We start from the raw sequence: 14,162 nt of genomic DNA, 5'->3' as shown, positions 1-14,162 counted from the left end.
AGGGCTCCTTGTCGTCGGAGCCGTCAGCGCGGATCGATGCGAAACACGGCGCATCGTCCCGCCACGGCGGCAAAGGCATCCGGGGTCACGTCGTCGACCACTCCCGCGTTCTTCATCATCTTCGGTCCGTCGGTACCCGCCAGCTCCGGCCAGGCGCGAAGCACCGGAACGGCCTGCTCGGCGGAGAGTTCGACAAGGCGGACATCGCGCAGCTCGTCCCCGTCGGACAGCTGCGCGACCCCGTCGGCCGCGCGAACATTGCTTGCCCAGTCCGCACCGGGAAACCCTTCGAGCAGGTAGCGCTCGCCATTCAGGTCGATCACGGTCAACGGTGTCCGTCTCGGCTTGCCGGTGCGTCGTCCGGCGACGACGAGGACCGGCAACTCCTTCATCCCGCCGAATCTTTGCAGCAGCAAGAAGATCTTGTTCATCGGCTTGAGCCACCGTGGCGCGGGGGTGTGGTGGGGGTTCGGCATCGTCAGCTCGCTTCGGCGGTCACATCGTGCACAGCAGTCTACTTCGTACACTGTACGGCGATGTGGCGAGCGTCGTCACCGCGATCCGGACGTCTGCTCAGGTCACCTATCGCGATAGGTGTACGCATGTCCGCCCAGGGAGGCGGTCACAACAGCCACCGGCACACGACAGGCCTGCAGATTTCGTCGTTCTTCAGGGGTGAGGTCCCGGCGCGACCACGTCCACCGCGGGGCGCGCCACCAGGAACCCGTACGTGTCTTCTCCATGTCACCCGAACCTCTCGCGCTGTGAGCACTGTCACGCGCCAGTACCCGGGTGACCGGGATATCAAACCCCAGAAACGTTACCCGTTCTCGCAGGTCAGCGCTTCACGACCGGCATCGGCCCGACCGACCGGTCGCCGCGGAGCTTCTTGCGGATGAGTTCGGCGCTGATCAGACACATCGGCAGACCGATGCCGGGACGCGTGCTCGACCCCGCGTAGAAAAGCCCGTCGACCTTGCGTGACCGGTTCGTCGAACGCAGGAACGCGCTCTGGCGCAGCGTGTGTGCCGGACCGAGAGCGCCGCCGCACCACGAGTTGACCGAATCCACGAAGTCGGCGGGGCCGATGGTGCGTCGGACGACGATACGCTCGGCGAGGTCGGGGACGCCCGCCCACTGTCCGATCATCGCGATGGCGCGGTCGGTCACCTTCTCGATGTCGGGGTCGCCGCCGCCGTCCACACCGCCGTGACCGAGTCCCGGATCGGGCGGGACCGGCACCAGGATGAAGAGATTCTCCGAATCCGACGGCGCGACCGAGGAATCGGTGGCCGACGGCTTGCACACGTACAGCGATGCCGGATCCGGGACGCGCGTGGGGCTCTCGAAGATGGCGTCGAAGTTGGTCTTCCAGTCATCGGTGAAGAACAGCGAATGATGCGCCAACTCGGGCACCTCACCGCGGACGCCGAGCAGTGCGAGCACCGCTCCCGGACCGGAAGTGGCTCGATCCCAGTAGCGTTCGGGGAAGGTCTGCAACTCGCGAGGCAGCAGCCGCGTCTCGAGGTGATGGAGATCGGTGGCACCGATCACGATGTCAGCGACCAGATCTCGCGAAGCACCGGCAGCGTCCTCGACGTGAACCGCGGCCACCTCGGCGCGACGGCGCCATCGGGCCAATCGCGTTCCCTGGCGCTGACGCGTCAGGACAGCAGTCGCAGCCGTTCCCGTCGAGATCCGAACGCCGCGTTCACGGGCGACTCGCTCCAGCGCGTCGACCAGGGTGGTGAAACCGCCGTTGGGGTATCGCACGCCGTCGGCCAGATCGAGCCAGCTCATCAGGTGGTACATCGCGGGGGTGCGCTCGGGCGAAGAGCCGAGGAACACCGCCGGGTAGCCGAGAACCTGGCGCAATCTGCGATCGGTGAACCGTGCGGCGATGTAGGACTGCAACGACGTCGTCAGCAAGGTGACGAGGGTCTTCGCGTGTCGCAACACCGGCAGGCCGAGGAAGGCGCGGGGGGAATCGAAGCTGGTGTACAGAAAACGTTCCACCGCAAGGTCATACGCCTGCCTGCCGGTCTGCAGGTACTCGTCGAGCGCAGCTCCCGCACCCGGTTCGATCTCCTCGAACAGTGCGCGGTTGCGTTCGCGGTCGCCGAAGACGTCGATCGGCTTCTCGTCGGAATCCGCACTGTCCCCGAAGAACACCCGGTATCCGGGGTCGAGGCGGACGAGATCGAGTTGCTCGGCCGTCGACGTCCCGAGCATCTCGAAGAAGTGATCGAAGACCTCGGGCATCAACCACCACGACGGCCCGGTGTCGAAGCGGAACCCGTCGCGATCCCAGGAGCCCGCGCGACCACCGAGTTCGTCGTTCTTCTCGACGAGTTCGACGTCGTGCCCGTCATGGGCGAGAAGGGCGGCGGTGGCCAATCCGGCGACTCCGCCACCGATGACGACGACGCGTCGGGACTCGCTCATACGTTGGTCTTTCTTCTGTACAGGCCGACGGCGTCGGCATGTGGGGTTCGCGGCATGCCGCGTCGGGCGACGGCGGCCGCCGCGATCTTCGCCTTGCCCGCGTTCGGGACCCGGACGCGGGTGCGGCGGGCCTCGGTGGCCGACGACTCGCGAAGACGAGCGGTCAGTTCGGCGAACAGGTCGTGCGCGGTACACACCGCGACGCGGCTACCCGCGGGCAGGTGTGGAATGGCGGCCGCGGCGGCGGTGAGGTCGAGGTCGATGTCGTCCAGCCAGAGCGCCCAGGCGGCGTCCGCCGGATCGTCGGGATCGAGGCCCACCAGATAGCGCCGGCCCAGTCCGTCGCTGTCCTCGCCGAAGTCGCGCAGGAAGTTGATCTTCTGGAAGGCCGCACCCAGTCGCTGGGCGCCGGGTGCCAGATGGTCGTACTGCGCAGCGGACTTGGGCTCGTCGGCGAGGAACGCCCGCAGGCACATCAGACCGACCACCTCGGCGGAGCCGTAGATGTAGGTGGCCAGTGAGTCGAAGTCGTGCTGGACCTGGGTCAGGTCGCTGCGCATCGAATCGAAGAACGGGCCCACCAGGTCGAGGTCGATGCCGACGCGGCGGGCCGTCTGGGCGAAGGCGTGCACGACGAGATTGCTGCTCGACCCGGTGACCAGCGCGACGCTGGTCTGCTCCTCGAGCTGGTCGAGCTCGTTGCTGCGGTCGACGAGACCCTGCTCGGGGCGCGGGGCGTCCACGATCTCGTCGGCGACGCGGACCAGCGCGTAGATGTTCTGGATGTCACGGCGTATCCGCGGCGGGAGCAATCGCGACGCCAGACCGAACGAACTGGAGTACGACCTGATCACCATCGCCGCGCAGGCCTCCGCGACCTCGTCGTATCGCCGGTGTGGTGGGACCACCTGCGTGTGACCGGGAAGGTGCATCATCCGACCGCTCCTCGACCTGGTGACTGGACTGGTTTGCCTGACGTCATGAATTCGACGCCCGGGACATCACCGGATGGGTCTCGTAGACCGAACCGTGGTCGCGCGCCGGCAACTGTCGCACCTGTTCGACGAACCACGGGCTGACCGCCCACGGCGTGCGCTCGACGAGCGCCCACACATCGGCGATCTCGGCCCAGACGTGTTCGGCGACCTCGTCCGGCTCCGGTCGCAACTCCCCCAGCGGTCGCGCGACGAACACCGGGCAGATCTCGTTCTCGACGATGCCGCTCGCGTCGACCGCCCGGTACCGGAAGTCGGGCAGGATGCAACGGACATCGGCGACGTCGGTACCGAGTTCGCGCCGGGCGTAGCGATGCACCGCGTCGACGACGTCCTCATCGGGACGTGGATGACCGCAGAACGAGTTGGTCCAGACCCCGGGCCAGCTGCGCTTGGACAGCGCCCGCCGCGTCATGAGGATCCGGCCGTCGACGACCAGGTGGCAGGAGAAGGCGAAGTGCAGCGGGGTGTCGAACCCGTGCACCCCCTCGCGGTCGGCGGTGCCGCACGGGCGGCCGTCGGCGTCGGCGAGAACCACCGAGTCGTTGGTCATCGAAGATTTCCTCATCGCATCGAGATCGGGCGGGGGGAGTTACTCGTCCCATTGTTCGTCACCGTGGCCCGATCCGGATGGGGAGCCGCGCGTCACCGGCGACTCACCCGAGACGTCGGGTCTGCCTCCGGACCGCGATTCCCAATTGGATCGTCCCCACCACCGCCAGCACTGCGCCGACGGCGGCGATGACGGCGGCCAGCGTCGCCGTGGTGTCGGATGCCAGAGCGGCCGCCCACCACCAGGTCGAACACAGCGCGGCGATGACCGCCAGTATCACCCGGGACGGCCGCTCCCACACGGTGACGGCACCCGGCCCGGTCATCCCGACCGCCTGTGCCGTGGCACGTGTCGTCTCGAGGATGAGGGTCAGCACGACGATCGAGATGCCGAGCCACGACGGCGCTCCCACCACGACGAGGATGCCGATCAGCATGACGTCGGAGCATCGGTCGGCGACGGCGTCGTTGATCCGGCCCCACCTCGACGCGGTGCGGGTCTGCGCCGCGATCGCGCCGTCGATCCCGTCGAGCAGGGCGGCGACGAGAATGACCAGCGCGGCAACGGCGGGCCACCATCCGCCGAGCATCGTCACGCACAGTGCGACCGCGGTGGCGACCACGCCGAGAACAGTGACCGTGTTGGCGGTGACGCCGAGGCGCACGAGCGGCCGTGCGCACCCGTGACTGATCAGCACCCAGCCGCGCACCCACGGGATCTGACGCGGATCCATACCGCCGTGGAGTCTCGACCAGGAGTCGAGCGCCTCGTCCCGGGCACTCGCCCGGTCCGTTTGCTCCGCTGCCCGCGCCGACGACGACGACGCGAGGTGCTCAGGCTCCGCGGACACGGTCCCTCCTCTGCTTCGAGATCGCCTGTCCGACCGCCCATCCGACGATGACGATGACATGCGCGACGTAGAGCCACAGCCCGACCGCCACCACCCCGCCGATCACGCGGAGCCCCCCGTACGGGATCCCGACATCGATCGGCAGCGACAGGAACAACAGAAAGCCCTGGAAGAAGCCGGCGATGAACGACGCGGTCCCGAGCGCGGTCGCCGCCGCGACCCCCAACGTCGGCTCACCAGGCGTCACCCGCCAGTACACCCAGGTCAGTGCGACCGTGACCGTCAGCCACACGACGATGAACTCCACCACGATCCGGACCACCAGATCGCCGAAGCCGCCCGTTCCGCCACCGTCGGGCGCCAGCGTGGTGAGCATGCCCGCGACACCGATGACGATGTAGGTCAGCGGCGGCACGACGACCACGAGTCCCAGCACCCAGATCCGCGAGCGCCATCCCGTGAACCGGTCATCGCGCGGATACAGCATCATGCACGCGCGACGGAGACCCTCGCCGTAGAACGACGCCGGGAACAAGAGGACGACGGCGCTCATCAGCGACAGCCCGGAGCCGATCACGACGGCTTCGTCGAAGACACCGCGCCCGCCCATCGCCGGCGGGATGAGCACGCGCAGCTCCGACAGCGACTCGGCGGTGGGGCTGCCCAGCCAGGTCGTCGACCAGATCCCGAGCAGCGCCCAGGGGACGACCGCGATCGCGGCGAAGTAGGTCAGCGTCGCGGCGGCCGCGGCGAGATCCCCGCGACCCAGCGTCTGCCGCACATCCGACAGCAATGCACGCACGTCGAACGTCGTCGTGGGCTCGCGGAGCGTGGTCTCACGAGTCACAGTCGGGGCCCATCGGCGCGCTGTCACCCTTCCGGGATACCCGAAAACACCCCGCGTGCGCTGCAGCGGGGTGCCGTCGGGGTCCTCGGGACGGGTCCGGACGACCCCGATCCGCCTCAGATCGACGCGAAAAGGGCAGCCGCCATCCCCAGCATGATGACCGCGACGACCGCGTCGAGCACCTTCCACGCCCGCGGGCTTGCGAAGAAGCCCGACAGCCTACGCGCCCCGCCGCCGAGCGCGGTGAACCACAGGACGCTCGCGATGCACGCTCCGAAAGCGAACGCCCACTTGCCGTTTCCGTGTCCGTTGGCGATGGCGCCCATGGTGATGACGGTGTCGAGGTAGACGTGCGGATTCAGCCAGGTCAGGGCCAGGGCCGTGCCCACCGCGACCCAGCGCCCGGTGGATTCGCCACTCCCGTCGTCGGCCCGGGTGCCGTCCGCCGCGATGACCTCGTTGCTGCGCAGACAGCGCCTGGCGGCCAGCACACCCAGCGCCCCCACATAGAGTCCGCCGGCGACCTTCGCGAACGTGACCACGTCCGGATGCGAGGCGACCACCGCGCCGAGCCCGGCGACGCCCGCGACGATGAGGACGATGTCGGAGACGGCGCAGACCGCCACGATCGGCGCGGTGTGCCGGCGCGCGACGCCCTGGCGGAGCACGAAGACGTTCTGAGGTCCGATGGCGATGATCAGGCCGGCGCCGGTGAGCAATCCGGCCAGTGCGGGGACGAGATAGGCGGTCACCGGGACGACGTTAAGAGCGACTCGGGAATCAGTCCAACGAAAGAATTTGACGAATCATCAATCGAACTTCAGATTATCATCCGAGTCGCCCAGTCCGAGGCCACGGAGCACCGAACAGAACGCCTCGATGTAGTCCTCGACGTCGAGGTCACCGACAAGACCCTGCTGCACGACCACCCCCTGCATGACCGAGACCATGACCTGCGCGAGCACCCCCGGTTCGGCGGGGAGTTCGTGCCCCGCGCGCTGCCACTCGGTCAGGACACGTTCGAAGACCCCGCGCAGACCACGGACGATGTCGCCCACCGTCTCGCGCAGGGGCGGATTGTTCGCCGCCTCGCCCCAGACCGTGAGGACCATCCGGAAACCGTCGGTCAGCGGGGCGATCTCGAGCAGGATGCGTTCGGCCAGCGTCCGGACCGCCGCCTCGGGCGACGCGGGATGGACCCCCGGTTCGTCGAAGCTGCTGATCCCCGCCTCGTAGGCCACGAACATCGACCGCGCCACTGCGGCGATCAGTTCTTCTTTCGACGAGTAGTACGAGTACACGGCCCCCGCGCTGAGCCCGGACTCCCGGATGACATCGGACATCGACGCGCGATGGAACCCCTTCTCCGCGAAGCAGCGGCGCGCGGCGTCGAGAATCTGCCGACTTCGTTCGAGCTTGCGGTCGTCGCTGATCTTCGGCATGCGAACAGTCTAAAACGAATACTCGTTCTTGATTCTGCGGTCCCCGCGGCGCATACTTTCTGAAAACGAAGGCTCGTTCTTTTTGGGAGGACCGATGAGTACCGATCTCACCACGACAGACACACGACCCGCCGCGAAGCCCGCCGGGCCGTCCGGTGCCGGCCACGCACCGGGGTGGCGGCTCGTGGCCGCGATGATCGTCGGAATCCCGACCCTCGTGGTCGCGATCGCCGCGATGTTCGTGTCGCTGGCCGTCGATCCCGAACCGCACCAGGCTCCGCTGGGTCTCGTCGCACCACCGCCCGCCGCGACGGCGATCGAGTCGGCACTCGCCGAACGGGCCGGCGCCGACGCCTTCGTCGTCGAACGGTTCACCGACGCCGACGACGCCCGAGCGGCGATCGAACGACGCGACCTCGTGGGCGCGATCGCGGTGGGACCCGACGGGGTCACGGTCCTCACCGCCGAGGCGGGGTCGCCCGTGCTTGCCCAGGTCGTCGCCGGGGTCGGGAACGGCATCGCCACCGCCCAGGGCCTGCCGGTCACCGTCGATTCGGTGGTCCCCACTCCCGAGACCGACGCGCGCGGAACGGGTTTCGCCGCCGGCCTGCTGCCATTGCTGATCGCCGGCATGGCGCTCGGCGGAGCGGCTGCGGTCGGGTTGCGGGGACGGGTCGCGATGCAGGTGACGTTGGCCGTCCTGGGCCCGCTCGTGGCCGGGTTCGGTTTCGCGGCGACGTGGTCGTGGCTGGGTGTCATCGACGGCGGAATCAGTACCGTCGGTCTCGCCGCGGCCCTGATGATCGGGGCGATCACGTGGTTCACCGTCGGCGCGGGGAGTCTGCTCGGCACCGCGGGGGTCGGGGTGTCCGCGCTGGTGATGGTGCTGATCTCGAACCCGTTGTCCGGGCTGGCGTCGTCTCCGTACCTGCTGCCCGCCCCATGGGGGACGATCGGCCAGTGGTTGCCGCCCGGCGCCGGTGGCACGCTGCTCCGTTCGGTCGCGTACTTCCCGGCGGCCGGCATCGCCGGGACGGTCGCCGTCCTCGCCGGGTGGGTTGCCGTCGGCGCCGGACTGCTCGCACTCGGTACGGTTCGGGCCCGGCGCGCCGACGCCCCGGGTGGCGCGGTAGCCGCCTGATCCGGTGGCCGGTGGTGTGTCTCGCCTGTTCGGCGAGACACACCACTACCCTCGGCTCGTGGACATCAGCCAGGAGGGCCTGCGCACGCTGGCCGAGGTGCTCCGCGAGGGCACGTTCGACGCGGCCGCCACCGCGCTGCACATCACCCCGTCGGCGGTGAGCCAGCGGATCAAGGCGCTCGAGTCCGCCGTCGGCCGGGTCCTGCTCCGGCGGACCAAGCCGGCAACGGCCACACCGGACGGCGAGGTCCTGGTCCGACTCGCCAAGCAGTGGGAACTGCTGCTCGCCGAGACGCGGGCCGAGTTCGTCGGCGCCCCTGACGACGACCTGCCGCTGGTCGACCGCCCACGCATCCACCTGCCCATCGCCACCAACGCCGACTCGCTCGCCACCTGGCTGCTGCCGGTCCTGGCGCACTTCCACCGCGAGCACGCGGTGGCGGTCGAGGTCTTCCGCGACGACGAGACCCGCAGCAGCACCCTGCTCCGCACCGGCGATGTACTCGCTGCCGTGACCTCGGAACCCCTTGCGATCCGTGGGTGCGCACTGCAGTCTCTCGGCACGATGCGCTACCTGCCGGTGGCCACTCCGGAGTTCATCGACCTCTGGCTGCCCGACGGACCCGACGCCGACGCGCTGGCCCGCGCCCCGATGGTCCAGTTCGACCGCAATGACCACATCCAGCGGAACATCTCGGCGGCCCTCGCCGGCCGGCCCGTCGACCCGCCCGCGGTCTACATCCCGGCGTCGACCGAGTACCACCGGGCCGTCACCCTCGGGATCGGATGGGGCGCGGTCCCGGTCGTCCAGATCGCCGACGCCCTCGACAGCGGCCGTGTCCGCCTCATCGCCGACCACCACATCGACGTCCCGCTGTACTGGCAGTACTGGAAGCTGAGCTCCCCGCTGCTGCAAGCACTGACGGCGAGTGTCGTCGAGGGCGCGGCGCGCGTCCTCTAGGTCGGTCCGGTGCCGATGCTCGTTTGACACCTCGGCCGTCTGACCCTTGACTGTAAACGGACCGCGGTACGATTTCGCCGCATCCGACGACGAGAGGACCCCCCCGATGACACGACGACGGACTTCCGGCAAGGCGCTCGATGCCGGGTTGCTGACCCTACGCGTGGCGGTCGGTGCCACGCTGTTCGCCCATGGCGCCCAGAAACTGACGGGATGGTTCGGCGGACCGGGCCTCGAGCAGACCGCAGCCGGGATGCAGCAGATGGGCTTCACGCCCGCGAAGCTGTCCGCGGTCACCGCCGGCGTCAGTGAGGCTGCCGGTGGGCTGATCGCCGTCGGCGCCGGCACGCGCGTCGCGTCGGCCGCCGGTGCGGCGGCCATGCTGGCCGCGTCCGACGTCCACCGTCCCAATGGCTTTTTCGCGCAGAACGGCGGACTCGAACTCCCCGCGGTGCTCGGAGTCGCATCGGCCGCGCTGACGCTGACCGGCCCCGGCCGCTATTCGATCGACGAAGCGATCGGCCACCGCTACGACCACGAGCGATACGGTGTCGCGGCACTCGCTGCGGCGCTGGTGACCGCCGTCGTCGTTCTCGGGCGCAGGCGCGCGGCGACGCAGGCAGCGGGCGACACGGCGCAGGCGTAGTCAGAGACCTATCGGTCACACCGGCACACTCCACTACGAGTGTGCCGGTGTGACCAGCTTCGGATGCGCATCGTCGACGAGCGGGTTCTCGATCTCGTCGCGCCACATGCGGGCCGCAACGTAGAACGCCCACGCGATCGGGACCGGGAGCAACCCGGCCAGCACGAATGTCGCGGTCAGGCCGATCGCCGACGACACCGGCGCGGCGATCGCCATCGACACCGGCATCAGCGCGACCGATACGAAGAAGTCGAGACTGGCGATGCGACCCAGCAGTGCCGGCGGCACCCGACGCTGTAACAGCGTCCCCCACAACACCATCGGTCCGTCGAACAGGATGCCCATGGTCACACCGGCGGCGATGAACATCCACGTCGAATCGGCGAGACCCATCAGAACGAGCGGGAGGCTGGAGAACGCCCAGAGCGAGAACATGACGGTCAGGTACCGCCGCGGCATCGGGATCGAGGCGAAGACGAGTGACGCCGCGGCCGCGCCGAGCCCGAATCCGGCGAGTACCCAGGCGTGCTGGGTGGCGCCGCCGTCGACGCGCTCACGCAAGGCGAACGGGACGAGCACCTCGATCGGACCGAGCGTCGCCAGCACCAGAACACATGCGAAGAGCAGCGTGCCCCACAGCCACGGTGTCCGGGCCATGTAGACGAACCCCTCGGCCAGATCGCCGACGATCCGTCGGGCACCCGCACCTTCGATCACCTCCGGTTCGTCCTCGGCCGTCTCGCCGAAGCGGCGCGCGGTGACCGGAGCCATCGCCAGATAGCAGACACTCGACAGGATCGCGGCGACCGCCGCCATCAGCACCGCGGGTCCCGGCGCCCACGCGCCGATGACCGCGCCGGCGACCATGGGACCGACCGCCTGGAAGACGACCGGGCGGAAGAAGCCCTCGATCCCGTTGGCGGCCTGCAGCTCCGCCGGCGCCACGATCCCAGGGAGCAGCGCCGAATAGGCGGGGTAATACATCCCGGTGGTGATGCCGCCCAGCAGCGAGGCCAGCACCACGTGCCAGAGCTGCAGCACGCCCGCAATCGACGCCAGCCCGATCGCGCCGAACGCGACCATCTTCGCGACCTCGAGTCCGATCATGATGTGGCGCTGCGAGATCCGATCGGCGAGCACCCCACCGGCCAGTGTGGAGAACAGCATTCCCACCGCGGCCACGCCGGTGGCGAGCGAGACCTGCCCCGGCCCGCCGCCGAGCGCGATGACCTGCCAGATCACCGCGATCGTCCACACACCGTCGGCGAACATGGCGAGGATCAGTCCGGACGCGAGCAACCGATACTGCCGGCGCGCGAACGGCAGCAGCGCGCGGGGCAGACGGGAGTCAGCGGCGGATTTCACCCTTCGAGCTTGCCCGAACCCGGCGTCGAGACGCCACCGATTTCTCCGGCGCCGGAGGTCAGCTCGCCTTGCGCGACGACTTCTTGGCGGGCGCCTTCTTGGCAGTCGACTTGGTTGCCGTTTTCTTGGCCGCCGCCTTCTTCGCCGGCGCCTTCTTGGCAGCGGCCTTCTTGGCCGGGGCCTTCTTCGCCGTTGTCTTCTCGGCCGGCTTGTCCTCGGAGTCCGAGTCCCCGCGGTCCTTCACCGACGCCCGCAGCGCGGCGAGGAGATCGGCGACGTCGGAGTCCTCGGTGTCGTTGTCTTCGTCGTCGGTCTCGGGGAACGCCTCGCCGCCCTCGGACTTCGCCTCGATGAGCTTGGTCAGCTCGTTCTGATAGGTGTCCTCGAATTCCGACGGGTCGTAGTCCGAGGCCATCGACTCGATCAGAGACGCTGCCATCTGCAGTTCCTGGTCGCGGATCTCGGTGTCGTCGTCCAGAAACCCGAAGTCGGGTTTGCGGACCTCGTCGGGCCACAGCAGCGTCTGCAACGTCATCACGCCGTCGACCACCCGCAGCGCGGCCACGCGTGTCCGGTTGCGCAGGGTGAACGAGGCGATCGCGAGCCGATCCGTCTCCTCCAGCGCCTTGGCCAGGAGGACGTACGCCTTCGGCGACTTCGACGACGGCTCGAGGTAGTAGGGCTTGTCGAAGTAGATCGGGTCGACCTGCTCGGCGGGTACGAACTCCAGGATCGAGATCTCCGGGCTCTTCTGCACCGGCAGCGTGGCGAGGTCGTCCTTGGTCAAAATCACCGTCTCGCCGGATTCGGATTCGTAGGCGTTGGCGATGTCGCCGTAGTCGACCTCGGTGTCGGTGCCCTCGCGCACACGGCGGTACCGGATGCGGGTGCCGTCCGACGAATCGACCTGGTAGGACTTGCGGTCGTGACTCTCGGTCGCGGAATAGACCTTGACCGGCACGTTGACCAGGCCAAAGCTGAGGTCGCCCTTCCAGATCGAGCGCATGGGGGCCATTCTGCCAGGGATTCGGGTCGAATGGCTGTAGCGAACCGTGATCGGCGACTGAGATGCCAAATGGGCCGTGCGCAGGGTGTAAGGTGATAGTGCACTGGACCTCATATCTGGCGGACTTCTGTCAGCGCCCCGGTGCCAAATGGGCGCCCGAAGCCGGCGGCCAGACAGGGCGGTTGCCCGATGATGAACAACTCTCGAATTCTCGGTACTGCCCCACGCAGCCGTCTGTACGGACACACCCGCGACTATCACCGGGCGCGCCCGGGCCATTCTCGTCAGCCAGACCTGGTCGTGGCCGGGATCCAGGAGGAAGATTCTCGTCAGGTGGCCGGCGACACGCTGGCCGAATGGGATGTCTGGTTCGCCCGGGCCACCGCTCCGACCCCGGGACGCCCCGTCGGTGACGTGCTCGCACGGCGCGCCGTGAGGCGCGCTCGCCACTCACGGACGACCACCGTCGATGACGACTCCCACCCGGTCATCCTGCTGGCGACCGACGTCCCCAAGTCCTACGCCGAACAGGTCTGGCAGCGGGTGATCCTGGCGGCAGAACGCGGCGGGACTCTCTCGGACGTACTGATGGAAGCCGACTCGGCACGCCGATGACGGCACCAACGATTCCACCCACCACACGGACGCTCCACCTCCGGCTGATCGGCCTCGCCGATGCCTCTGCGACCACCCCCGCCTCGGACTTCCCGGTGCATGAGCGGAGCGGCCTCATTCCCAGGGAAGCACTTTCATGACAGCAAACACGTTCCACTCATCACGAATCCAGTTCAAACCCGCCGGATCGGACCGCGGGTCCGTCGACGGGGCATGGTGGCCCCACACCCGAGACCTCGCGGGCGAGACACGCGCAATCGCTCGGGATGTCGGCGAACACCTGCAACGTCTCGAGCGCGTCGGCTACGCATTGCGCGATTGGGACACGTCCGACACCACCAGGATCGCGATCGACGGACAGCGGATCAGTCTGGAAGGCTTCACGGTCTGGACTCCGGCAACCGTCAGATTCACCGGTGCGTCGAGCACGCTGACGCTGGCCGTGATCCCGCCCGACACCGATCCGAGGACCGCCCGCGAGATCATGACGCGAGCCACCCACAGACACAGCACCCGGAGCGCCTCGGCGCTCCTCGGCCCGCAGGCATAGGTGGAAGAGCCACCCGAGCGCCACCACCAACGAAGGGTCGATTGATGGTCTCGGTCTTTCTGGTCGATGACCACGAGATCTCCCGCCTCGGAGTGATCAGCTCGCTGGGATCGGACTCGGACCTCCTCGTTGCCGGGGAGGCCGCGACGTTCCGACAGGCGGTAGCCCGGATTCCCGCCGTGAGTCCGGACATCGTGGTTCTCGAAACCGAGTTGCCCGACGGCAGTGGCATCGATCTGTGCAGGATGCTCGTGGGCTCGGCCGTGGGCGTGAAGTGCTTCATGCTGACATCAGCTACCGATGCTCCGACAGTGGTGGATTCGGTGCTCGCGGGTGCTAGCGGATACGTGGGCAAAGACATCACCGGCGTCGATCTGGCCGCCGCGATCGCGGATGTCGGAGCAGGCCGGTTCGTGCTGGACGAGCGGGCCGTCGAGGCACTGATAGGGCATATCCGTGTCCTGTCCCGACAACCCCGCGGCCCATTCGACGACCTCACCGAGCAGAACCGCACTCTGCTGCTGCTACTCGGCGAAGGCCTGACGAACCGCCAGATCGCACTTCGCATGCATCTCGCCGAGAAGACGGTGAAGAACTATGTCTCACGACTGCTGCAGACGCTCGGCATGCAGCGTCGTGCACAGGCAGCCGTGTATGCCACCTCCCTACTCGACACCCACCTTCGTCGAGAAGGCTGATTTCGGCCGTCGGCGAACCATCCGGCCGACCTTGTGGACAATGGACGG

At 68.3% G+C, this 14,162-nt stretch carries 16 protein-coding genes; 6 read left to right on the top strand and 10 right to left on the bottom strand.

The annotated features are described in order from the left end of the window. Positions 1 to 23: 23 nt before the first annotated feature. From AB4Z55_RS04525 to AB4Z55_RS04490, 8 genes are all read right to left on the bottom strand, one after another. Positions 24 to 476, bottom strand: coding sequence for a nitroreductase/quinone reductase family protein (locus tag AB4Z55_RS04525; protein ID WP_354561909.1), 453 nt, complete (start codon positions 474 to 476; stop codon positions 24 to 26). A gap of 361 nt (positions 477 to 837) precedes the next feature. Beyond that, positions 838 to 2,445, bottom strand: a complete 1,608-nt coding sequence (gene crtI, locus AB4Z55_RS04520; protein WP_354561911.1) for a phytoene desaturase family protein — start codon at positions 2,443 to 2,445, stop codon at positions 838 to 840. Further along, positions 2,442 to 3,380, bottom strand: coding sequence for a squalene/phytoene synthase family protein (locus AB4Z55_RS04515; RefSeq protein WP_354561913.1), 939 nt, complete (start codon positions 3,378 to 3,380; stop codon positions 2,442 to 2,444). Before AB4Z55_RS04515 ends, crtI begins: the two co-directional genes overlap by 4 nt. 43 nt (positions 3,381 to 3,423) lie before the next feature. After that, a complete protein-coding gene (gene idi / locus AB4Z55_RS04510; protein WP_354561914.1) occupies positions 3,424 to 3,993 on the bottom strand; it encodes an isopentenyl-diphosphate Delta-isomerase in 570 nt (189 codons plus the stop codon). Between the two features lie 103 nt (positions 3,994 to 4,096). Further along, positions 4,097 to 4,843, bottom strand: coding sequence for a CDP-alcohol phosphatidyltransferase family protein (locus AB4Z55_RS04505; RefSeq protein WP_004020353.1), 747 nt, complete (start codon positions 4,841 to 4,843; stop codon positions 4,097 to 4,099). Further along, the gene (locus AB4Z55_RS04500) at positions 4,827 to 5,690 is read right to left on the bottom strand and encodes a YhjD/YihY/BrkB family envelope integrity protein (RefSeq protein WP_369519237.1); all 864 of its coding nucleotides are present in this window, start codon (positions 5,688 to 5,690) and stop codon (positions 4,827 to 4,829) included. The genes AB4Z55_RS04505 and AB4Z55_RS04500 overlap by 17 nt, the downstream gene beginning before the upstream one ends. Positions 5,691 to 5,806: 116 nt before the next feature. Then, complete coding sequence (locus AB4Z55_RS04495) at positions 5,807 to 6,442, bottom strand: LysE/ArgO family amino acid transporter (protein ID WP_369519236.1); 636 nt, start codon at positions 6,440 to 6,442, stop codon at positions 5,807 to 5,809. A 57-nt stretch (positions 6,443 to 6,499) separates the two neighbouring features. Further along, positions 6,500 to 7,132: a TetR/AcrR family transcriptional regulator gene (locus AB4Z55_RS04490; protein WP_369519235.1), complete on the bottom strand. Its 633-nt coding sequence runs from the start codon at positions 7,130 to 7,132 to the stop codon at positions 6,500 to 6,502. Positions 7,133 to 7,226: 94 nt separating this feature from the next. On the opposite strand from AB4Z55_RS04490, the gene AB4Z55_RS04485 reads away from it, so the two are divergent. The 3 genes from AB4Z55_RS04485 to AB4Z55_RS04475 all read left to right on the top strand — a co-directional run bounded on the left by AB4Z55_RS04485 (position 7,227) and on the right by AB4Z55_RS04475 (position 9,880). Next, the gene (locus tag AB4Z55_RS04485) at positions 7,227 to 8,273 is read left to right on the top strand and encodes an ABC transporter permease (protein ID WP_354561921.1); all 1,047 of its coding nucleotides are present in this window, start codon (positions 7,227 to 7,229) and stop codon (positions 8,271 to 8,273) included. Between the two features lie 58 nt (positions 8,274 to 8,331). Next, complete coding sequence (locus AB4Z55_RS04480) at positions 8,332 to 9,234, top strand: LysR family transcriptional regulator ArgP (RefSeq protein ID WP_369519234.1); 903 nt, start codon at positions 8,332 to 8,334, stop codon at positions 9,232 to 9,234. A gap of 106 nt (positions 9,235 to 9,340) precedes the next feature. Then, positions 9,341 to 9,880, top strand: a complete 540-nt coding sequence (locus AB4Z55_RS04475) for a DoxX family protein (RefSeq protein ID WP_369519233.1) — start codon at positions 9,341 to 9,343, stop codon at positions 9,878 to 9,880. Positions 9,881 to 9,913: 33 nt separating this feature from the next. Here AB4Z55_RS04475 and AB4Z55_RS04470 read toward each other — a convergent pair whose 3' ends face one another. Next, entirely contained in the window at positions 9,914 to 11,245 is a 1,332-nt protein-coding gene (locus AB4Z55_RS04470) for an MFS transporter (protein ID WP_239402356.1), read from the bottom strand. A gap of 58 nt (positions 11,246 to 11,303) precedes the next feature. Then, complete coding sequence (locus AB4Z55_RS04465; protein WP_101820028.1) at positions 11,304 to 12,260, bottom strand: Ku protein; 957 nt, start codon at positions 12,258 to 12,260, stop codon at positions 11,304 to 11,306. A gap of 180 nt (positions 12,261 to 12,440) precedes the next feature. Here AB4Z55_RS04465 and AB4Z55_RS04460 point away from each other — a divergent pair, with 180 nt between their 5' ends. From AB4Z55_RS04460 to AB4Z55_RS04450, 3 genes are all read left to right on the top strand, one after another. Continuing rightward, positions 12,441 to 12,866, top strand: a complete 426-nt coding sequence (locus tag AB4Z55_RS04460) for a hypothetical protein (RefSeq protein WP_369519232.1) — start codon at positions 12,441 to 12,443, stop codon at positions 12,864 to 12,866. Between the two features lie 136 nt (positions 12,867 to 13,002). Then, positions 13,003 to 13,416, top strand: a complete 414-nt coding sequence (locus AB4Z55_RS04455; protein WP_369519231.1) for a DUF5994 family protein — start codon at positions 13,003 to 13,005, stop codon at positions 13,414 to 13,416. A gap of 44 nt (positions 13,417 to 13,460) precedes the next feature. Then, entirely contained in the window at positions 13,461 to 14,114 is a 654-nt protein-coding gene (locus tag AB4Z55_RS04450) for a response regulator (protein WP_369519230.1), read from the top strand. Positions 14,115 to 14,162: the final 48 nt, after the last annotated feature.

The sequence above is a fragment of the Gordonia sp. ABKF26 genome (assembly GCF_041103195.1).
Lineage (GTDB): Bacteria > Actinomycetota > Actinomycetes > Mycobacteriales > Mycobacteriaceae > Gordonia > Gordonia terrae.
This window is presented reverse-complemented; position numbering and strand designations above follow the sequence as displayed.

What these genes read in the sequence shown, in the direction of transcription:
- AB4Z55_RS04455 (WP_369519231.1), top strand. Translation starts at nt 13,003, where the DNA reads ATGACAGCAAACACGTTCCACTCATCACGAATCCAGTTCAAACCCGCC.
- AB4Z55_RS04465 (WP_101820028.1), bottom strand. Translation starts at nt 12,260, where the DNA reads ATGGCCCCCATGCGCTCGATCTGGAAGGGCGACCTCAGCTTTGGCCTG.
- AB4Z55_RS04460 (WP_369519232.1), top strand. Translation starts at nt 12,441, where the DNA reads ATGATGAACAACTCTCGAATTCTCGGTACTGCCCCACGCAGCCGTCTG.
- AB4Z55_RS04525 (WP_354561909.1), bottom strand. Translation starts at nt 476, where the DNA reads ATGCCGAACCCCCACCACACCCCCGCGCCACGGTGGCTCAAGCCGATG.
- AB4Z55_RS04450 (WP_369519230.1), top strand. Translation starts at nt 13,461, where the DNA reads ATGGTCTCGGTCTTTCTGGTCGATGACCACGAGATCTCCCGCCTCGGA.
- AB4Z55_RS04515 (WP_354561913.1), bottom strand. Translation starts at nt 3,380, where the DNA reads ATGATGCACCTTCCCGGTCACACGCAGGTGGTCCCACCACACCGGCGA.
- AB4Z55_RS04490 (WP_369519235.1), bottom strand. Translation starts at nt 7,132, where the DNA reads ATGCCGAAGATCAGCGACGACCGCAAGCTCGAACGAAGTCGGCAGATT.
- AB4Z55_RS04475 (WP_369519233.1), top strand. Translation starts at nt 9,341, where the DNA reads ATGACACGACGACGGACTTCCGGCAAGGCGCTCGATGCCGGGTTGCTG.
- AB4Z55_RS04485 (WP_354561921.1), top strand. Translation starts at nt 7,227, where the DNA reads ATGAGTACCGATCTCACCACGACAGACACACGACCCGCCGCGAAGCCC.
- crtI (WP_354561911.1), bottom strand. Translation starts at nt 2,445, where the DNA reads ATGAGCGAGTCCCGACGCGTCGTCGTCATCGGTGGCGGAGTCGCCGGA.
- idi (WP_354561914.1), bottom strand. Translation starts at nt 3,993, where the DNA reads ATGACCAACGACTCGGTGGTTCTCGCCGACGCCGACGGCCGCCCGTGC.